This is a genomic window from Sanguibacter sp. HDW7 (assembly GCF_011300875.1).
GTDB lineage: Bacteria > Actinomycetota > Actinomycetes > Actinomycetales > Cellulomonadaceae > Flavimobilis.
The window spans coordinates 794,761-814,658 of record NZ_CP049862.1 but is presented as its reverse complement, the minus strand read 5'-3'; the positions used below and the strand labels follow the sequence as shown (position 1 = coordinate 814,658).

Annotated in this window: 13 protein-coding genes; 4 read left to right on the top strand and 9 right to left on the bottom strand. The window is 70.6% G+C overall.

Annotated features, from left to right (window positions below; translation table 11 throughout):
• Window positions 1-20: 20 nt before the first annotated feature.
• Complete coding sequence (locus tag G7063_RS03745) at window positions 21-185, bottom strand: hypothetical protein (RefSeq protein WP_166413194.1); 165 nt, start codon at window positions 183-185, stop codon at window positions 21-23.
• Between the two features lie 142 nt (window positions 186-327).
• Entirely contained in the window at window positions 328-816 is a 489-nt protein-coding gene (locus G7063_RS03740) for a GNAT family N-acetyltransferase (protein WP_166413193.1), read from the bottom strand.
• A gap of 118 nt (window positions 817-934) precedes the next feature.
• Here G7063_RS03740 and purU point away from each other — a divergent pair, with 118 nt between their 5' ends.
• Window positions 935-1,825 carry a formyltetrahydrofolate deformylase gene (gene purU / locus G7063_RS03735; protein WP_240916175.1) on the top strand — a complete coding sequence of 297 codons (891 nt, stop codon included), beginning with the start codon at window positions 935-937 and terminating at the stop codon, window positions 1,823-1,825.
• 53 nt (window positions 1,826-1,878) lie between these two features.
• On the opposite strand, the gene G7063_RS03730 is transcribed toward purU, so the two are convergent.
• From G7063_RS03730 to G7063_RS03715, 4 genes are read right to left on the bottom strand one after another with little or no spacing between them, the layout of a single operon-like run.
• Window positions 1,879-3,048 (bottom strand): sugar ABC transporter permease, encoded by a 1,170-nt coding sequence (locus G7063_RS03730; protein WP_166413191.1) that lies wholly within the window; start codon window positions 3,046-3,048, stop codon window positions 1,879-1,881.
• On the bottom strand, window positions 3,045-3,890 hold the full coding sequence (locus tag G7063_RS03725) for an ATP-binding cassette domain-containing protein (RefSeq protein WP_166413190.1): 846 nt from the start codon (window positions 3,888-3,890) through the stop codon (window positions 3,045-3,047). The genes G7063_RS03730 and G7063_RS03725 overlap by 4 nt, the downstream gene beginning before the upstream one ends.
• Window positions 3,887-4,978 (bottom strand): sugar ABC transporter substrate-binding protein, encoded by a 1,092-nt coding sequence (locus G7063_RS03720; protein ID WP_166413189.1) that lies wholly within the window; start codon window positions 4,976-4,978, stop codon window positions 3,887-3,889. The genes G7063_RS03725 and G7063_RS03720 overlap by 4 nt, the downstream gene beginning before the upstream one ends.
• Window positions 4,975-6,153: an ROK family transcriptional regulator gene (locus G7063_RS03715; protein ID WP_166413188.1), complete on the bottom strand. Its 1,179-nt coding sequence runs from the start codon at window positions 6,151-6,153 to the stop codon at window positions 4,975-4,977. Before G7063_RS03715 ends, G7063_RS03720 begins: the two co-directional genes overlap by 4 nt.
• Before the next feature lie 239 nt (window positions 6,154-6,392).
• On the opposite strand from G7063_RS03715, the gene G7063_RS03710 reads away from it, so the two are divergent.
• From G7063_RS03710 to G7063_RS03700, 3 genes are all read left to right on the top strand, one after another.
• Complete coding sequence (locus G7063_RS03710) at window positions 6,393-7,670, top strand: ABC transporter substrate-binding protein (protein ID WP_166413187.1); 1,278 nt, start codon at window positions 6,393-6,395, stop codon at window positions 7,668-7,670.
• A 116-nt stretch (window positions 7,671-7,786) separates the two neighbouring features.
• Window positions 7,787-8,686, top strand: a complete 900-nt coding sequence (locus G7063_RS03705; protein WP_240916174.1) for a carbohydrate ABC transporter permease — start codon at window positions 7,787-7,789, stop codon at window positions 8,684-8,686.
• A complete protein-coding gene (locus G7063_RS03700; protein ID WP_166413186.1) occupies window positions 8,683-9,564 on the top strand; it encodes a carbohydrate ABC transporter permease in 882 nt (293 codons plus the stop codon). Before G7063_RS03705 ends, G7063_RS03700 begins: the two co-directional genes overlap by 4 nt.
• 348 nt (window positions 9,565-9,912) lie before the next feature.
• Here G7063_RS03700 and pulA read toward each other — a convergent pair whose 3' ends face one another.
• From pulA to G7063_RS03680, 3 genes are all read right to left on the bottom strand, one after another.
• Window positions 9,913-17,196 carry a pullulanase-type alpha-1,6-glucosidase gene (pulA, locus tag G7063_RS03695; protein WP_240916173.1) on the bottom strand — a complete coding sequence of 2,428 codons (7,284 nt, stop codon included), beginning with the start codon at window positions 17,194-17,196 and terminating at the stop codon, window positions 9,913-9,915.
• Window positions 17,197-17,505: 309 nt separating this feature from the next.
• A complete protein-coding gene (locus G7063_RS03685) occupies window positions 17,506-18,498 on the bottom strand; it encodes a malate dehydrogenase (protein ID WP_166413185.1) in 993 nt (330 codons plus the stop codon).
• A gap of 143 nt (window positions 18,499-18,641) precedes the next feature.
• On the bottom strand, window positions 18,642-19,859 hold the full coding sequence (locus G7063_RS03680) for an NADP-dependent isocitrate dehydrogenase (RefSeq protein ID WP_166413184.1): 1,218 nt from the start codon (window positions 19,857-19,859) through the stop codon (window positions 18,642-18,644).
• Window positions 19,860-19,898 lie beyond the last annotated feature (39 nt).

Genomic DNA, 19,898 nt, shown 5'->3' with positions numbered 1-19,898 from the left:
AGAAGCCAGAGCGAGAAGACCTAGTCCCCTTTGGCAAGGATGAAGAGGCAGACCGGCAATGCGATCACATGCGGCGCGTACGTCGTGAACGAGCCATGAATGTCGCGATAGAAGCGCATGAGCGCGAGCACGCGCTGCACCTCGCTGGCCACACCCACCTCCTCGCGCATGACGCGAAAGCTCATTCGGGACTGCTGCTCGGTGACGTGAACGTCAGCTACCGCTTCGAGCGCCCGCCGACCGAACTCCCGAGCGTCGCGCGTGACCGGAGCCGGTCCGCAAACACGACCGTCCGCAGGTGCGTGAAGCAGACACCCCGCGAGGACCTCAGCCCTCGACGTCCTCCCCGAGGATGCGGCGCAGGTAGGCGTACGTGAGGTCGCCGACGGTCTCGTCGAACTGGTGCTCGTAGCCCTGGTTCTGGTACATCGCGAGGTTCTGCTTGGAGTCGCGGCCCGTGAAGACCCAGATCTCCTCGGTCTCGTCGGGCAGCATGGGCGCGACGGTGAGCATCATCTGCGTGCCGATGCCCTCGCCCTGACGGTCCGGGGCGACGGCAAGCCGGCCGAGCGTCGCCTTCGAACCCTCGAGCTCGACGCGCACCGAGCCGATGAGCCGCGGACCGTCCCACGCGCCGAGCGTGATGACGCCCTCGGCCTCGAGGTCCGCGCGGAGCTCGGGCAGCGTCTGCGTGAGCGGCGGGATGAACGGGTCGTCGTACGTCTGCGCCTCCGTGACGAACGCGGCACGCCGCAGCGTGAGGAGCTCGCCGGCGTGCTCGAGGGTGACGGGACCGATGCGGAGGGCGTCGTTCATGGCCCCATGGTGTCAGGTGATGGTGAGCGTCGCACGTGTCGTCCACGACGCGTCGCGCCTCGCGTCCGGCTGGTGCCCATCCGTGCCGCTGCTGCGGCTGTTGGACTACCCTCGGCCCGTGACCACCGCCGCCTCCAGCGCCCTCGGCGCGACGCCCGCGCCCGACCCGACGCACTGGGTCCTCACCCTCTCCTGCCCCGACCGCCCGGGCATCGTCCACGCGGTCTCGGGGCTGCTTGCGGAGCACGGCGGCAACATCACCGAGTCGCAGCAGTACGGCGACCCGGAGACCGACCGCTTCTTCATGCGCGTCCAGGTGCGCACCACGGCCGACGAGGCCGTCCTCAAGGCGGCTGTCGCCGACCTCGCGGAGCGCTTCGGCATGACGTGGTCGCTCGACGTCGTCGGACGTCCGGTCCGCACGCTCGTGCTCGTCTCCAAGGCCGCGCACTGCCTCAACGACCTGCTCTTCCGCGAGCGCGCGGAGGGCCTCGAGATCGACGTCGTCGGCGTCGTCGGCAACCACCCCGACCTCGCGCCGCTCGCCGAGTTCTACGACAAGACCTTCCACCACGTGCCCGTGACGAAGGAGACGAAGGCGGAGGCCGAGGCCGCGCTGCTGCGCCTCGTCGACGAGCTCGACGTCGAGCTCGTCGTCCTCGCCCGCTACATGCAGGTGCTGTCCGACGACCTCTGCCGCCACCTCGCCGGCCGCGTCATCAACATCCACCACTCGTTCCTGCCGTCGTTCAAGGGCGCCAAGCCGTACCACCAGGCGCACGCGCGCGGCGTCAAGCTCATCGGCGCGACGAGCCACTACGTCACGGGCGACCTCGACGAGGGCCCGATCATCGAGCAGGACGTCGAGCGTGTCGACCACGCGAGCTCGACCGAGCAGCTCGTCGCGCTCGGCCAGGACGTCGAGCGACGCGTCCTCGCGCGCGCCGTGCGCTGGCACTCCGAGCACCGCGTGCTCCTCAACGGGCACCGCACGGTCATCTTCCGCTGACACGGGGCCGGGGCGTCCGCGCCCCGGCCCCACCGTGGGCCCACGGGTCCCGGCTACACGCGTCCCCGGCCCGCCTCGCGCTTGCCCGTCGCGTCGATCGCGACCGCGACGACGAGGACGACGCCGAGGATGAGGTAGCGCACCGACGACTCCGCGCCGAGCATCGCGAGGCCCGACGAGATCGACTGGACGACCGCGACGCCGAGCACCGCGGACCACGCGCTGCCGCGCCCGCCGTAAAGGCTCACGCCCCCGATGAGGGCGGCGGCGATCGCGGTGAGGCTCAGCTCGGCGCCCCCGGTCCCCTGGTTGGCGGCCGCGAGGCGGCCCGCGGCGAGGACGCCGCCGAAGGCTGCGAGCGACGAGCACAGGACATAGACGGAGATGACGGTGCGGTCGACGCCCAGGCCCGCACGTCGTGCCGACTCGGCGCTGCCGCCGATCGCGCGGACGTGCCGGCCCCACCGGGTGCGGCGCAGGCAGACGTCGAGCACGGTGACGACGCCGAGGAACAGCGCGAACATCCAGCCGACGCCACGCGCGGTCGAGAGGTAGAGGGTCCCGCCGAGCAGCAGCGCCGCGAGCAGGCCCGTCCGGACGCCGAGGCGCACCCACGTCTCCGCAGCCAGCCCCGCGCGGTCGCGGCGGCGACGCTCGTGGACGCCGAGCGCCCCGACGCCGAGCACGACGAGCACGCTCACGCCGAGCGCGACCGGCGTCGGCACGTAGGCCTGCTGCGCGAACCTCACGAGGCTCGTCTCGAACGGCAGGTTGACCGCGCCCGTTCGGCCCAGCACCTGGAGCTGGAGCCCGAGCGCGACGAGCAGCCCGGCGAGCGTGAGGACGAAGCCGGGCAGCCGCAGACGCGTGCTGAGCAACCCGTACGCGAGGCCGAGGACGACACCGGTGAGGATCGCGAGACCGATCGCGAGAACCTCGGGCACCCCGTGCTGGACGACGGCGACGGCGACCGTCGCCGACCCGAGACCCGACACCGCGCCGACAGAGATGTCGAGGTGGCCGATGAGCATGACGAGCACGACGCCGAGGGTGAGCATGCCGGTGATCGCCGACTGCTGCGTGACGTTGACGAGGTTGTCGGACGAGAGGAACCGCGGCGTCGTGATCCCGAGGACGATCCACACAACCGCGAGCGCGGCGAGGCCGCCGGCTGCGCGGCGCCCCGCGAGCGCGCGCAGGCGGGAGAGGTCGAGACCGGTCATCGGGCAGCCTCCGGCGCGCCCGTGCTCGCGTCCGCGGTGCGGTCCACCCCACGCGGCACGGTGTCCGACGGCGCCGTGACCGACGACGGCAGCGGGCGCCGCGCGCCGGTCACCGCGGCGAGGAGGTCCTCGTAGCTCGTCGTGCGCGCGTCGAACGTCACGGCGTGCCGACCGAGGCGCAGGACCGCGATGCGGTCGGCAACCGCGTGGACGTCGGCCATGGAGTTCGAGACGAGGACGACGCCGAGCCCGCGGTCGCGCAGGCGCTCGACGAGCGTGAGGACCTCGGCGGTCTGCGCGACACCGAGCGCCGACGTCGGCTCGTCGAGCAGCACGACGCGCGGCGTGCCGTGGAGCGCCCGCAGGATGGCGACGGCCTGGCGCTGCCCGCCCGAGAGCGTCCCGACGGGGACGCGCACCGAGGGCAGCCGCACGGCGAGCTCGCCGAGCAGCTCCCACGCGAGGCGCTCCATCTCGACCTCGTCGAGGAGCGCGCCGGGGCGGCGAGGCGGCTGGAGGACCTCGTGGCCGAGGAAGATGTTCTCGACGACATCGAGGTTGTCGCACAGCGCGAGGTCCTGGAAGACGGCGGCGACGCACGCGGCACGCGCGGCGCCCGGCGTGGAGAACGCGACGGGGTGGCCGTCGAGCTCGACGGTGCCCGTGTCGGGGCCGAGGACGCCCGCGAGGATCTTCACGACGGTCGACTTGCCCGCACCGTTGTCGCCGACGACGGCGAGCACCTCCCCGGGGTGCACGGCGAGGTCGACATCGACGAGAGCGCGCACCGCCCCGAACGTCTTGGACACGCCTCGCAGGGCGAGGACGGGGGCACGGGTCATGGGTTGCTCCTCGGCAGGAGGCCTGCGTCGGTGCAGGCCAGGGCGAAGGTAGGGGTGCAGATGTCGTCGACGGCAAGGACGCCGCCGCCGACGAGAACGCTGGCGATGGCGTCGCGGCCTACGCCCGTCGGGGTGAGCAGCACCGCGGGGACACCGTCGACGCGGCTCGGCGCGACGGGCGAGTCCCCGCGCGAGATGAGCACCGCGATCTCTGCGGCCGTCCGGGCCTGCTGGGCGATCGCCTTGTACACCGTCATGGTCTGCTGACCTGCGACGATGCGCTGGACGGCGGAGAGCTCGGCGTCCTGCCCGGTGACGACGGGAAGCGGGTCGGCGCCCGCGGCGAGCAGCGCCGAGATCGCGCCGGCCGCGAGGGCGTCGTTCGCCGCCCACACACCTGCGACGTTCTCGGTGCCGACGCGCGCGAGCTGGTCGGCGACCCAGTCTCGCGCGAGGTCGGGGCTCCAGCCGGGTACGTCGGTCTCGGCGAGGACGCGGTGGTGCGTGCCGGAGAGCGCGGCGTCGAGGCCCGCGCGCATGTTGACGGCGTTCGGGTCGGTCGCGGCACCCCCGACGAGGAGAATCCCACCGTCGGGCTCCCCGCGCTCGGCGAGCTCCGCGACGAGCGCGTCGCCCTGGATGCGGCCGACGCGGCGCGGGTCGAACGACACGTAGAACGCGACGTCCGGGGACGCGAGAAAGCGGTCGTAGGCGATGACGGGCACGCCGCGCGACGTCGCCTCGGCGACGATCGAGAGCGCGCTCGCACCGTCGACCGCGGTGAGGACGAGGACGTCGGCGCCGTCGGCGAGGAACGACTCCGCCTGCTCGCGCTGCGTGAGCGAGTCCTCACGCGCGTTGGCGTAGCGGAACGTGCACGTCGCGCAGCGCTGCTCGACGACGTGCTCCATCGTCGTGCGGTCGATGCTCTCCCAACGCTCCGTCGTCGCGTCGGGCATGAGGAACACGATGGTCGCGCCCTCCTCGGCGGGGGCGCAGCCTCCGAGCGCGAGCGTCGTGGCGGCGAGCGCTGCGACGACGCCGAGCAGCGCACGGACGCGCGAGGCTCGACGGGTGGCGCGGATCATCGCACTCCTCCCCGCGCGATCTCGACGTTCTCGAGCGCTAGCAGCACGGCCCCGCGCAGCTCGGACTGCGCCCCGAACTCCGCGGGGACGACGGGCACGGGGCCCTCGTCGGACGGGACGGCGCGCCGCGCGAGCGACGCGCGCAGGGGTTCGAGGAGGAGCTCGCCCGCAGCGGCGACCTGCCCGCCGACGACGACGATCTCGGGGTCGACGAGGTTGCAGAGGTTCGCGATGGCAACACCGAGGTGCCGGCCCGAGTCCTCGAGGACACGCACGCATCCGAGGTCGCCTGCGGCCGCGCGGTCGAGCACGCCCTGCATGGAGAGCGTGCCGTGCGTCGGCTCGAGCATCGCGAGGAGCGAGGGAGCGGCGACGTACATCTCGAGGCAGCCGCGGTTGCCGCAGCGGCACACGGGTCCGTTCTCGTCGATCGTCGAGTGCCCGATCTCCCCCGCGGCTCCCGAGCGACCGTGATGGACGCGCCCGCCGAGCACGAGGCCGGCGCCGACGCCGTTGGAGACACGGATGTAGACGACGTCGCGGAAGTCGCGCGCAGCGCCCTGGCGCGACTCGGCGAGGGCGCCGAGGTTCGCGTCGTTGTCGACGTCGATGGGGACGGCGAGCTGCTCGCCGAGGATGTCGGCGACGCGGACGCCGTCCCAGCCGCGCAGCAGGCCCCGGGTCGTCACGCGGCCGTCGGACGGGTCGATCGGGGCGGCGACTCCCACGCCGACGCGCAGGAGCTCGTCGTGCGTCGCGTCGACCTGCTCGAGCATCTCCTCGAGGAGGAGCGCGACGCGGTCGAGGCCGATGTCGGCACGGTGGTCGGGAGCGAGCGGCATGCGCTGCTCGGCGACGGTGCGGCCCGAGCTGTCGGCGAGGGCGACCCGCAGCGTGCGGATGCCGAAGTGGACGCCGGCGACGAGCCCGAGGGTGCGGGCGAGCGTCACCTGGAGGGCGCGGCGGCCCGAGCGGGACGTCGGGGAGGTCGCGAGGACCCCCGCGGCCGTGAGCTCCTTGACGATGTTCGACACGGTGGCCGGGGACAGCCCTGTGACGCCAGCCAGCTCGACCTGGGTCAGGGCGCCGCGCTGCTGGACCGCGTTCACGACCCGGGCCCGGTTGGCTTCACGCAGTGAAGTCTGCGAACCCGGCGTCAGCCGGTCGATGCTCACGGCTCGCGATCTTACGGCATTCGCTCTTGTCTGCTCCGAACGACGCAGAGCGGCGGACGTCGCTCCCACCACCGCATTCAGACCCCGAAGCCATGATTACGATTCGGCATCCCTTGCGTTCAAGACTTGACGCCAACATGAGAGGGAGACTTGTCTTGGGACCAACGGCCCGGGCGCGACGACGCACCCACCCGACGCGACGATGCGCCGGAGGCCACTCACAGGAGGTCACCACCCTCATGCGCAGAGTCAGCAAGGTCCTCACCGCGGCGGTCGCCGCCACGGCACTCACGTTCTCCCTCGCAGCCTGCTCCGACGACGACAAGAAGCCCGGCGCCAGCGGCGGCGGCAGCGAGGTCGAGGTCTTCACCTGGTGGGCGTCCGGCTCCGAGAAGCTCGGCCTCGACGCGCTCGTCAAGGTCTTCAACACCCAGCACCCCGACGTGAAGTTCGTCAACGGCGCCGTCGCCGGCGGCGCCGGATCCGCGGCCAAGGAGCTCCTCCAGACCCGCCTCCAGCAAAAGAACCCGCCGGACACGTTCCAGGCCCACGCGGGCGCCGAGCTCACCGACTACATCAAGGCCGGCCAGCTCCAGGACGTCTCGAACCTCTACGACGAGTTCAAGCTCCGCGACGCGTTCCCCGCCGACCTCGTCAACCGCCTCACGGTCGACGGAAAGATCTACTCGATCCCGTCGAACATCCACCGCGCCAACGTCGTCTGGGCCAACCCCGCCGTCGTCACCGGCGCCGGCCTCGACGCGACCGCCACCTACGCGAACATCACGGACTGGATGGCCGCGATGGACAAGATCAAGGCGTCCGGCAAGACCGCGCTCTCCGTCGCGACGACGTGGACCCAGGTCCACCTCCTCGAGACCGTCCTCCTCTCCGAGCTCGGCGTCGACGGCTACTCCGGCCTCTGGGACGGCACGACCGCATGGGACGGCGCAGAGGTGACGGGCGCGCTCGGCACGTTCGAGAAGCTCATGTCGTACACGAACACCGACCGTGACGGTCTCGACTGGCCCGAGGCCACGCAGCTCGTCATGGACGGCCAGGCCGCGTACAACGTCATGGGCGACTGGGCCGTCGCCGCGTTCGAGGAGGCTGGCAAGAAGGCCGGCACCGACTTCACGTACTTCCCGGTGCCCGGAACGGACGGCGTCTTCGACTTCCTCGCCGACTCCTTCACCCTCCCCGTCGGCGCCCCGCACCCGGACGGCGCCAAGGCATGGCTCGAGACCGTCGGCTCGCTCGACGGCCAGACGGCCTTCAACAAGGCCAAGGGCTCCATCCCCGCCCGCACCGACGCCAAGGCCTCGGACTTCTCCGAGTACCAGCAGACGGCCATCACGTCGTTCGGCAAGGACAAGATCGTCTCGTCCCTCGCCCACGGCGCGGCGACCCCCATCGCGTGGCTCAACAAGATCTCCGAGGCCACGAGCAAGTTCACGACCGGCGCGACCGACCTCGCCGGTTTCCAGGCCGAGCTCGCCACCGCGGCCAAGGGCTGACCCCACGACGGGCGGGGCGTGCACCGCACGTCCCGCCCGTCGTTCCGCTGCCCCAGGCCCACCCTGCCCCGCCAGGCCCACCAGGCCGACCCAGCCCGACCACGGAGGCGACGCTCGTGCGCACGCTCAACCGGTGGCTCCCACCGATCCTGCTCATCTCACCGACGCTCGTCCTCCTCAGCGTCTTCGTCTACGGCCTCCTCGCCGTCAACATCAAGACGTCCATGACGGACAACCACACGTCGGCCCAGGCGGCCGGCGTCGAGCCCTCCTCGTTCGTCGGGCTCACGAACTACATCGAGCTGCTGAAGTCCGACTCGTTCCAGCACTCCCTCAAGAACCTCCTGCTCTACACCGTCGTCTTCCTCGTCGGCACCATGGTCTTCGGGTTCCTCTGGGCCTGGCTCCTCGACCGGCCCATGCGCCTCGAGGGCCTCTTCCGCTCGGTCTACCTCTTCCCCATGGCCGTCTCGTTCGTCGCCTCGGGCGTCGTGTGGCGCTGGCTCCTCAACTCCAACCAGGGCGAGCAGGCGTCCGGCCTCAACCGGCTCTTCCAGATCGTCGGGCTCGACTTCCTCCAGAACAACTGGTGGAACAACAACTCCGTCGGCATCGCGGCCATCGCCATCCCCGCGATCTGGCAGCTCTCGGGCTACGTCATGGCCCTGTTCCTCGCCGGCTTCCGCGGCATCCCCGAGGAGCTGCGCGAGGCCGCGCGCGTCGACGGCGCGACCGAGTGGAAGCTCTACCGCCACGTGCTCTTCCCGCAGCTCGGCCCCGTCGCCCTGTCCGCCGTGGTCATCATCGGTCACATGTCGCTCAAGGCCTTCGACCTCATCATGGCGATCTCGAAGCCCGCGAACTACCAGACCAAGGTGCCCGCGATCGACATGTACCAGCTCAAGGCGAGCTTCGACTACGCGAGCTCCGCCGCCGTCGGCTCGATCCTGCTCGTCATCGCCGCCGTGCTCATCATCCCGTACCTCATCCACCTCGCCCGGGAAGGCCGACGATGACCGCCACGACCCTCACCGGGGCCCTCGAGCGCAAGGCCACGCCTGCCGCACCCCGCGCCCGCTTCTCCGTCGGGCGCACCGCCCGCTACGCGCTCCTGCTCTTCTTCCTCCTCCTCGTGCTCATCCCCGTCTACGTCCTGCTCGTCACGAGCTTCAAGGGCTCGGGCGACGCTGCACCGTCGCGCGCGTGGAACCTGCCGCAGGAGTGGACGCTCGACAACTGGAAGCTCGCATGGGACACGCTGTCCCCCGCGATCCTCCGCACCCTGCAGATGGTCGTGCCCGCCGCTCTCATCTCGTCGTTCCTCGGGTCGATGAACGGGTTCGTCCTGTCCCGCTGGCGGTTCCGCGGCGCCGACCTCGTCTTCACGCTCATCCTCTTCGGCATGTTCATCCCGTACCAGGCCGTGATGATCCCGCTCTCGCAGCTCGTCATCGACCTCGGCATCCCCTCGGGCATCCCGTCGCTCATCCTCCTGCACGTCGTCTACGGCCTGCCGATCACGACGCTCATCTTCCGCAACTACTACCAGTCGGTGCCGAACGAGCTCATCGAGGCCGCCCGCATCGACGGTGCCGGCATGCTGCGCACCTACGGGTCCGTCGTCCTGCCGCTGTCGATCCCCAGCTTCGTCGTCGTGCTCATCTGGCAGTTCACGTCGGCGTGGAACGACTTCCTCTTCGCCGTGTTCTTCTCCTCGAGCCAGAACGGCCCCGTGACGCTCGCGCTCAACAACCTCGCCAACGGCGCGCTGCTGCAGAACTACGGCGTCTCGATGTCCGGAGCGCTCCTCGCGTCGCTCCCGACGCTCGTCGTCTACATCCTGCTCGGCAAGTACTTCGTCGGCGGTCTCATGAGCGGGTCCGTCAAGGGCTGATCCGCGCACGGACAGACGCAGGGTGCGACCCCCGGGGGGAGGTCGCACCCTGCGTCGTTGCGCGGGCAGGGGTGGGTGCGGTGCAGCGGCGTCGGCACTGCCCGACGGTCCCTGCCCGACGAGCTCTGCCAGACGAGCTCTGCGCGGTGAGCACTGCGCGGCGGGCTCTTGGTCGAGACGCACTGCCCAGCCGCGCAGGCACCCAGAGAACCACTCCCCCGGAAGCGGTTCTCTGCCATCACGCACGGCCCAGCCACGAGGTCGCCCGCACGGAGAACCGTCAGCGTACGGCGCAGGGCGCGCCCTCCGGGAAGGAGGACGCGCCCTGTGCCGTACCGCCGTGCGGGATCAGCGGACGGTCATCGTGGTCCGCGCGCTCGCCTTGGCGAGCCGCTTCGACCCCTCGTAGGTCACCGTGATCGTGCGGTCGCCGGGACGGAAGGCCACGACACGCACGCGGAGCGACGTCGAGGCCGTCCGGCCCGTCAGGCGCACGGTCGCGATCTTCTTGCCGTCGAGCCGCACCGTGAGCAGGCCCTCGGGTCGGGCGTGCTCCGTGCCGCGCACACGCACCGTGACGTACGCCGAGCGGTGCACGCGCGCGTCGGGCGCCGAGACGCTCACCCGCGCCCGAGCCTTGACGACCTTGAGGGTCGCCCGGGCCGAGGCCTTCGCGACGGTCGTCGAGCCGGAGTAGCGGACGGTGAGGCGGTTCTTGCCGACCTTCGCGGACGCGGAGCGCGGCAGCACCACCTTCGCGGTGCCCTTGACGACGCGCGCCGACGCGATCCGGCGCGTGCCGTCGTAGACGGTGACCCGTCCGGCGGTCGAACCGGCCGGCGCACTCACCTTCACATTGAGGACGGCCTTCTCGCCGGTACGGACGGTCGTGCCCGTCACCTTGAGACGCGCCTTCGCGCGCTGGACGACGAGCCTGCCCGTCGCGGAGCGCGACGCGGCCGCCGTCGTCGTGCCGGAGAAGCTCGCGACGACCGACGTCCGTCCGACGCGTGCGACCGCCGCCTTCGAGAGCCGGACCTTCGCGACGCCCTTGGTCACCTTGGCGGACCCGAGCACCCGGGTGCCCGAGCGCAGCGTCACCGTGCCGCCGTCCTCGCGGCCGGCCGAGGCCACCCGCACGGTCCACACGGCCCGCGAGCCGAGCGTCGTCGTGAGGGTCGTCGGCGACAGGCGCGTCGTCGACGGCTTGGCCGCAGGGGTCGTCGGGGCCGGGGTCGTCGGCTCCTCGGTCGGCGTCGACGTCGACGGGGTCTCCGTCGGCTCCTCCGTCGCGGGCGGGGTCGTCGGCTCGGTCGTCGAGTGCTTCTCGACGAGGAGCGCGACGGTGCGTGCCGGGATCGTCACGGTGCCCGTGCGGGCGTCGAACCGCGTGCTCTTGACCACGGCGTCCGTACCCTTCGCCTGGATCGGCGAGAGCGTGAAAGTCCGGCCCTTGAGGGACGCGACCGTCGTCGTGATCGGCTCGGGCGACGCGTTGAACGCGACGAGCGCGCCGTCGAGCGCCGTGTCGACGTCCGTGCCGACCTTGTCGTCGACCTGCATGAGCAGCAGGCCGGGCACAGCGTCCGCACCGGATCCCGGGAACGTGACCTTCTGCTTGATGAGGTCCGCGGATCCGAGGCGCAGGAGCGACGTCGAGTACCGCAGGCGGAGCAGGTCGAGCGCCTGGGTGTTCGCGGTCGCGATGTCCGCGGCCGACGGCTTGAGCGCGGGGTCGGACAGGAGAGGCGTCATGATCGACCACTTCTCCCCGTTCTTCTCCTCGGGCGGGAGGCCCACACCGAAGTTGTTGGACTGCCCGGTCCAGTCGACCGCGTTGAAGTGGTCGCCCGAGTTGTAGCTGTCACGGTCGAGGGACTTCGACCGCAGCAGGTCCGTGCCGGCGTGCCAGAACGTGGGCGTCTGGGCGAGCGTCGTCGTCGCGAGCGACAGCGTGTTCATGCGCACGCGGTCCGCCATCGACGTGTCCGTCGGCAGCTTGAGCGTGAGGATGTCGAAGAGCGTCTCGTTGTCGTGCGCGTCGACGTACGTGACGACCTCGTCAGGCTGGCTCGCATACCCGGCGGGAGCACCGCGGTAGTCGAGCTCGTCACCCCGCTGCGCCGTGCCGGCGGACGTCGCGAACGTGTAGTCCGCGAGGTTGCCCGCGAGCCCCAGGCGCACGAGGTCCGTCTGGTGACGCAGGTCGGCGACCTCGTCGGCCGCGCCCGTGTTGGTGCCGCCGTCGCCGCGCTTGCCGCCGTTCGGATCGGTGCCGAGCCCGGTGCCGAAGCCCTGGACGAACGTCGAGCCGCCGTCGACCGGCGAGCCGCCGTGGACCGCGTCACGCAGGCGGTCGGAGAACGTCCCGATGCCCGTGCCGTTCAGCTGACCCTGCGTCGCCTGCTCGAAGCGGGCGTTGTTCGCGACCTCGCCGAAGTTCCAGCCCTCGCCGTAGAGGTAGATCTTCGAGCCGTCGACGCCGTCCTTCGCGACCGTGAGCGCGTCGAGCGCCGCACGGACCGCAAGCATGTTCGCCTTGGAGTGGTGTCCCATGAGGTCGAAGCGGAAGCCGTCGATCTTGTACTGCGTCGCCCACGTGACGACGGAGTCGACCATGAGCTTCTGCGCGAAGGCGTTCTCCGTGGCGACGTTCGAGCAGCACGTCGAGTTCTCGACGCCGCCCGTCGCCGAGAGGCGCTGGTAGTAGCCGGGCACGACGCGGTCGAGGACAGACTTCGGGTCCTGGCCGGACGCAGCCGTGTGGTTGTAGACGACGTCCTGGACCACCTGGAGGCCGTTCGCGTGGAGCGCTCCGACCATCGTGCGGTACTCGGCGACGCGCTTGCCGCCGTCCTGGTTGCCGGTGGTCGCGTACGAGCCCTCCGGCGCGGTCCAGTGCATCGGGTCGTAGCCCCAGTTGAAGCCGTCCTCGTCCTTGATCGCGGTGACGGCGGCCTGCTGCTCCTCGGACGCCGGGCCGAAGCCGGAGAGGTCCGCGGTCGTCTTCTGCTTGGTGCGGTCCTCCTCGATCGTCGCGATGTCGAAGGACGGCAGGAGGTGCACGGTGTTGAGGCCCGCGGCAGCGAGCTTGCGCAGGTGCTTGACGCCGTTGCCCTCGCCCGCGAAGGCGAGGTACGTGCCGCGCTGCGCCTCGGGGACCGACGTGTCGGTCATCGAGAAGTCGCGGACATGGAGCTCGTAGATCGAGCGGTCGACGGGCCGCGCAATCGTCGGCGAGGTGGCCGACGTCCACGCAGCGGGCCGGAACGCCGCGTCCGCGAGGTCGACGAGCACGGAGTGCGTCGAGTTGAGCGTGAGCGCGACGGAGTACGGGTCGGTGACGAGGTTGTGCTCGACCTTCCCGGTCGTCGGCACGTAGACCTCGACGTCGTAGCGGAAGGCCTTGCCCTTCCACGCTGCCGTGCCCTGCGTGACCCAGGTGCCGTCGGCCTGGCGGGTGGCCGCGACCTCCGTCATCTCGCCGGTCGCCGTGCCGGCGCCGTCGAGCCAGACCTGCGTCGTCACCGAGCGGGCGGTCGGCGCCCACAGCGTGAGCGTCGGGACGCCCGCGGCGAACGTCGCGCCGAGGTCACGGTCGAGCGCGGCCGCGTAGACGTCGTCGAGGACGCCAGCGAGCTGGACGCCCGTCGCGTACGCGACGGCCCCGTCCTTCTCGGCGGACAGCAGGAGCTGTCCCTGGAGCGCGGCCTCGACCGCGGCGCGGTCGACGCCGGCCGGGAGCTCGAGCGCGGCGTACGTCGCGAGATGCGGGTACGCGGCGCGCAGCGCGGCCGGCAGGCCCGACGAGAGCGCCGTGAGCGTGAACGCGTCGGTGCCCTCGGGCGCCGAGACGCCGGTCTTCGACGCGGTCATGCCGCCGTCGGCCGACGACCGCAGCGTCCAGGTCGCGCCCGCGGCCGCGGAGGCCGGGACGGCGAGCGTGCGCTCGTCGAGCCAGGAGGCGCGCGCGCCCTCGCCTGCGACGGAGGTGTCGGCCGCGGCCGTGAACTCCCCCGTGGAGAGGTCGAGTCGGAAGTTCATCGTGGCGTAGTCCTTCGGGACGGTGAAGCTGAGGTCGGAGCCCGGGTAGGCCTCGGCCCAGCCGAGGTCGAGCGCTGCCTTCGCAGAGTACGACCCCTTCTTCAGGCGGTTGGTCTGCAGAACGTAGACCTCGCCGCCGCGGTCGTGGTTCTGGAGCCACGATCCGAGGCACTTGGGGTCCCAGACCCCGGCGCAGCCGAGCTGGTCCTGGATCGTCCCCGCGACGACGGCGATGCGGCTCGGGCCGCCCGCGTAGATCGCGTCGACGAAGTGCGAGGCGTCGTCGTAGACGAACGTCACCGCGGTCTCCTTGGCGAGGACGAGCGGGATGTTGCCGGAGCCGACCGTGCGGTCGGTGCCGTAGTTCTCGTCCCACGAGCCGTCGATCGTCACCTTGTACTCGTAGCTGCCCGCGGGCAGCGTGAAGGTCTGCGAGAAGACCGAGCCGACCTGCTGGGTGAGGACCGCATCGGCGCAGTCCGCCGACCAGTCGCCCGCACAACCCATCTCGGAGTTGAGCGAGCCCGCGATGTTGACGGTGATGTCACGCTGCGGCTCGGGGCCCTCCTGGGGCGCCGCGCCCGTCTCGACGGTGACAACGTTCGTCGTCGGGTCGAGCGTCACGACAGCAGCGGGGTTCTCCGCCGTGATCTCGAACGCGACGTTGCCGCCGGCGGACGTCCCGAACGACGTCGACCAGTCGAGGTTCTCGATGACCTTGAGCTCGTAGGAGCCCGGGGTGAGGCCGTCGAGCACGTAACGGTACGTACCGTCCTCACGGAGCTCGAGCTGGCCGCCGAGGCAGGCGTCCGACCAGGCGGCCGCGCAGCCGAGCTGCGTCTGGAAGTCGCCCGCGACCGTGAGGACACGGCCCTCAGCGGTGTACGCGCCGAGCTTCGTCACCGGGTCGAAGAAGAAGGTCACGGGTCCGCCCGCGTGGACGTACGAGTAGTTCTTCTGCCCCGCCTGCGAGCCTCCGGGGCCGTAGTCGTTGCCCCACTCGGTGCCGAACGCGAACTTGAACTCGTAGGTGCCCGCCGGGATGTCGAAGGTTCCCTGGAAGGTTCCGTCGGACTGCTTGGTGAGCGCCATCGACTCGCAGCCGAGCGTCCAGTCGGCGCAGCCGCCGATCTCGGTGCCGTGCGAGCCGGGGATCGTCAGCCGCTGGGAGGCGTCGCTGCCCTCGGCGTAGCCGAGGCCGTGGTCGTCGCCGACGACGGCCGTCATGACGGTCTGCGTGAGGTTGCCAGCCGCGTCGCGCGCGACCGCGCGCAGCTCGAGGAGCGAGCCCTGCGCGTAGCCGTCGGTGTCGAGGTAGATCCGCGGGGTCGTCGTGTCGTCGGTGCCGAGGAGCGTCCAGTCGTCCGCGCCCGCGAGGCGGGCCCAGAACGTCGTCTCGGCGTAGCGCGCGGTGCCGAGGTCGACCGAGATCGCGCCCTCGTCACGGACGCCGCCGCCTGCGACGGGCGACGTGAAGACGGGGACGACGGGAGCGTCGTCCGCGACGAGCGGGCTCGTCGCACGCAGGACGACCGCGGACAGCGCCGGGACCGTCACCGTGACCGTGCCGTCGGAGGCCGACGTGACGCTCGCGTCGGTGCCGTAGAGCCCCTCGAACGTCGCGTCGGGCGTGAGCGCCGTGAACGTCGCGCTCTGCTCCGTCGTCGCGTTGTTGACGGCGACGACGTACTCCTGGGGGGCGGACGCCTTCTCGTCGACGCGCGAGAACGCGTAGATCCCGGCGTTCGAGTCGGCGGACTGCTCGATCTGGGCGCCCGCGGACAGCGCGCGGTGGTCAGCCCGAAGCTTCGAGAGGCCCGCGATGTGCGTGTAGAGCGCCGCGTCCGTGTCGTAGCGGTCGACGGCTCCGGCCGTCGTCCCGTCGAGCAGCTTCTGCGTCGTGAACTCCGTGACCTGCGACGCGAAGAGCGACTGGCGCGCGTTCTTGTCCTTGCCGTCGCCGGCGGCGCCGACGAAGCCCTGCTCGTCGCCGTAGTAGACGACCGGCTGGCCGCGCGTGAGGTACATGAGCGAGTGCGCGAGCTCGGAGCGCTTCTCGGCGTCGTCCTTGTCCTTGACGAAGTAGCCGATGCGACCCATGTCGTGGTTGCCGAGGAAGGTCGGCAGCGAGTGGGCGTTCTTCGTGGCCGTCGTGTAGCGGTCGTCGCCCCCGAAGAGGGTTGTGAGGTTCGAGGCCTTCCCGCCCTGGGCGAAGACCGCGGCGGCGTCCTGGAAGGTGAAGTCGAGGACCGCGTCCATGTCGGAGTCGCGCAGGTACGGCGAGAGCTTCACGGGGTCGGCGTCGTAGACCTCGCCGAACATGAAGAAGTCGGGGTTGTCGGCCGTGGCGGCCTTGATCGCCGTCGTCCACTGCTCCCAGAACGAGAAGTCGACGTGCTTGGCGGTGTCGATGCGGAAGCCGTCGATGCCGCTCGTCGCCCACTTCTCGTAGATGTCGATGAAGCCCTGGACGACCTCGGGCTTCTTCGTGTCGAGGTCGTCGAGGCCGTCGAAGTCGCCGAGCACCGCCGACTCACCCTGCCACGTCGAGTTGCCGCGGTTGTTGTAGAGCGACGTGTCGTTGAGCCACGCCGGGACCTTGGCGTCCTCGAGCCCGACGGGGATGAACGGCGTGTACGGCTCGCCCGGCGTCGGGCGGTACGTGTAGACGCCCTCCTCGTAGTCGATGATGTCCGCGGTGTGGTTGACGATGATGTCGAAGTACACCTTGATGCCGCGCGCATGCGCCTCGTCGACGAGCGCATCGAGGTCCTCGTTCGTGCCGAGGTGCGGGTCGATCTGCGTGAAGTCGGTGATCCAGTAGCCGTGGTACCCGGCCGACTGGTCCGCGCCCGTGCCCTGGACGGCACGGTTCTTGAAGGAGGGCGTGAGCCAGAGTGCCGTCGTACCGAGGCCCTCGATGTAGTCGAGCTTGCTGCGCAGGCCCGCGATGTCGCCGCCGTGGTAGTACGCCTTGTCGGACGGGTCGAAGCCGTTGGCGGAGCGGTCGCCGGCGATGCCGCCGAGGTCGTTGCTCGTGTCGCCGTTGGCGAAGCGGTCGGTGAGGACGAAGTAGAACTGCTCGTCGGAGCCGGCCTGGCGCACGGGGCGGGGGGCGTCGGCGTCCGTCGCCGGGATGACCGTCGTGCCGGTCGGCACGACCTGGACGCGGCCGGTCGCCGTGTCGAAGACGAAGCGGAAGTCTGCGTCGCCGCCCGTGGTGAGGCGGATGTTCGCGGCGCCCTCGGCGCTCGAGCCGGCGCGGCCCCACGCCTTCGCGGTCCATGCGTCGCCTGCGAGAACCTTGAACTCGTACGAACCGGCCGGAAGCTCCGCGTCGAGCGACCACGTGGTCGTGTCCGCGACCTGGGTGAGCGCTCCCGCGTCGCACGCGGGGAGCCAGTCGCCCCCGTCGTCGCCGGTGCAGCCAAGCTCTGACTGGAGGCTGCCGACGAGCCGGTAGGCCTCGGGTTCGGCGGCGAGGGCGGGCGCGGCTCCTGCCACGATGCCCGACGCCGCGAGGGCGAAGGTCGAGAGGTAGGCGGCGGTCCGCTGCCTCCCGACCCGTGTGGGACGACGTTCCTGCATGTCACGACTCCTTCGTCTGCGCAACCACGGTGTTGGCAATCACATCTGCGGCAGAGGGTAGTCGTTGCTGAAACTTGCTGCAACGGCAGAATCACTGGTCTCAACATGGGATGACATCGGCGCGCCAAAGGCCTCGCCCGGGGGCAAAAGCCACCATCTTCTTGCAGGTCAGGTCACGTTTCCGCAACGCCCGTGGACGGACCGTCCCACGGGCGGTGACGCACTCGTCGAAACCAGGGAACGACGACGCCGCCCCGCCGACCGAAAGGTCGACGGGGCGGCGTCGTCAGTGTGGGGTCAAGCCCCCGGTCAGACGAGCCCGAGGCCCGCGACCGCGTCACGCTCCTCGAGGAGCTCCGCGACCGACGCGTCGATGCGCTCGCGCGCAAGATCGGAGACGTCGAGGCCCTCGACGACCTCCCACTCCCCGCCGCGCGACGTCACGGGGAACGACGAGACGATGCCCTCCGGCACGCCGTAGTGCGCGCCGTCCGACATGATGCCTGCGCTCGTCCATGTCCCCTCGGGCGTGCCGAGCACCCAGTCGCGCACGTGCTCGATGGCCGCGTTCGCCGCCGACGCCGCGCTCGAGGCGCCGCGCGCCTCGATGATCGCCGCACCACGCTTGGCGACCTGCGGCACGAACTCCTCGAGGTACCAGCCCGTGTCCGCCGCGAGCTCGGCGCCCGGGCGGCCCGCGACGTCCGCGTGCGCGATGTCCGGGAACTGGGTCGCCGAGTGGTTGCCCCAGATCGTCACGTTGCGCACCTGCCCGACGGGCACCCCGCCACGCGCCGCGAGCTGCGAGAGCGCGCGGTTGTGGTCGAGCCGCGTCATCGCCGTGAACCGGCTCGCAGGGACGTCCGGCGCGTGCTTGGCCGCGATGAGCGCGTTCGTGTTCGCGGGGTTGCCGACGACGAGCACGCGGACGTCGTCCGCAGCACCCGCGTTGATCGCAGCACCCTGCGGACCGAAGATCCCGCCGTTCGCGGAGAGCAGGTCGCCGCGCTCCATGCCCGCCGTCCGCGGCCTGGCACCCACGAGCAGGCCGACGTTCACGCCGTCGAACGCAGCCGTCGCGTCATCCGTCACGTCGATCGAGGTCAGCAGCGGGAACGCGCAGTCGTCGAGCTCCATCGCGGTGCCCTCCGCGGCGCGCACGCCCGCCGGGATCTCGAGCAGCCGCAGCCTCACCGGGGTGTCCGGCCCGAGCATCTGCCCCGACGCGATCCTGAAGAGCAGCGCGTAGCCGATCTGGCCAGCCGCTCCCGTCACCGTCACCGTCACGGGTGTCGCAGTCATCGTCCCAACTCCTTTGTCGTCAGCTTCCTGCGTCGTACGTCCCATCCTGCGTCACCAGCAGCGACGCAGCACAGGACCATCGTGCACGACGGCCCGCCAGGATCTCTCCTGACGGGCCGTCCACATCATGCGTCGAGCACTTCTCAGCCGAGGCGGGCCGCGAGGTTCTCGTCGAGCGCTGCGAGGAACTCCTCGGTCGTCAGCCAGGGCTGGTCCTTGCTGATGAGCAGCGCGAGGTCCTTCGTCATCTTGCCGGACTCGACCGTCGCGACGACGACGTCCTCGAGCGTCTGCGCGAAGTTCACGACCTCGGGCGTGCCGTCGAGCTTGCCGCGGTGCATGAGGCCACGCGTCCACGCGAAGATCGACGCGATCGGGTTCGTCGACGTGGGCTTGCCCTGCTGGTGCTGGCGGTAGTGACGCGTCACCGTGCCGTGCGCGGCCTCGGCCTCGACGGTCTTGCCGTCGGGCGTCATGAGGACCGACGTCATGAGGCCGAGCGAGCCGAAGCCCTGCGCGACCGTGTCCGACTGGACGTCACCGTCGTAGTTCTTGCACGCCCAGACGTAGCCGCCCTCCCACTTCATGGCCGAGGCGACCATGTCGTCGATGAGGCGGTGCTCGTACGTGAGGCCTGCAGCGTCGAACTGCTCCTTGAACTCCGCGTCGAAGACCTCCTGGAAGAGGTCCTTGAACTGGCCGTCGTACGCCTTGAGGATCGTGTTCTTCGTCGAGAGGTACACGGGGTACTGGCGCTGGAGGCCGTACGCGAACGACGCGCGCGCGAAGTCCTTGATGGACTCGTTGAAGTTGTACATGCCCATCGCCACGCCGCCGTCGTCGCCGTACGTGACGACCGTCTGCTTGATCTCCTCGGAGCCGTCAGCAGGCGTGTACGTGAGCGTGAGCGTGCCGGCGCCGGGAACCTTGAAGTTCGTCGCCTTGTACTGGTCGCCGTGCGCGTGGCGGCCGATGATGATCGGCTTGTTCCAGCCCGGCACGAGGCGCGGGATGTTCGAGATGATGATGGGCTCGCGGAAGACGACGCCACCGAGGATGTTGCGGATCGTGCCGTTGGGCGAGACCCACATCTTCTTGAGGCCGAACTCCTCGACGCGCGCCTCGTCGGGCGTGATCGTCGCGCACTTGACGCCGACGTTGTACTGCTTGATCGCGTTCGCGGCGTCGATCGTCACCTGGTCGTCGGTCGCGTCGCGGTTCTCGATCGACAGGTCGTAGTACTTGAGGTCGACGTCGAGGTACGGGTGGATGAGGCGGTCCTTGATGAACTGCCAGATGATGCGAGTCATCTCGTCACCGTCGAGCTCGACGACCGGGTTGACGACCTTGATCTTGCCCATGGGCGCAACGCTCCTGTGCTGTGTGAGGGGTGTCCGCCC

Coding starts and splice junctions, on each gene's coding strand:
- G7063_RS03745 (WP_166413194.1), bottom strand. CDS start 185: ATGAGCTTTCGCGTCATGCGCGAGGAGGTGGGTGTGGCCAGCGAGGTG.
- G7063_RS03740 (WP_166413193.1), bottom strand. CDS start 816: ATGAACGACGCCCTCCGCATCGGTCCCGTCACCCTCGAGCACGCCGGC.
- G7063_RS03730 (WP_166413191.1), bottom strand. CDS start 3,048: ATGACCGGTCTCGACCTCTCCCGCCTGCGCGCGCTCGCGGGGCGCCGC.
- G7063_RS03725 (WP_166413190.1), bottom strand. CDS start 3,890: ATGACCCGTGCCCCCGTCCTCGCCCTGCGAGGCGTGTCCAAGACGTTC.
- G7063_RS03720 (WP_166413189.1), bottom strand. CDS start 4,978: ATGATCCGCGCCACCCGTCGAGCCTCGCGCGTCCGTGCGCTGCTCGGC.
- G7063_RS03710 (WP_166413187.1), top strand. CDS start 6,393: ATGCGCAGAGTCAGCAAGGTCCTCACCGCGGCGGTCGCCGCCACGGCA.
- G7063_RS03700 (WP_166413186.1), top strand. CDS start 8,683: ATGACCGCCACGACCCTCACCGGGGCCCTCGAGCGCAAGGCCACGCCT.
- pulA (WP_240916173.1), bottom strand. CDS start 17,196: ATGCAGGAACGTCGTCCCACACGGGTCGGGAGGCAGCGGACCGCCGCC.
- G7063_RS03685 (WP_166413185.1), bottom strand. CDS start 18,498: ATGACTGCGACACCCGTGACGGTGACGGTGACGGGAGCGGCTGGCCAG.
- G7063_RS03680 (WP_166413184.1), bottom strand. CDS start 19,859: ATGGGCAAGATCAAGGTCGTCAACCCGGTCGTCGAGCTCGACGGTGAC.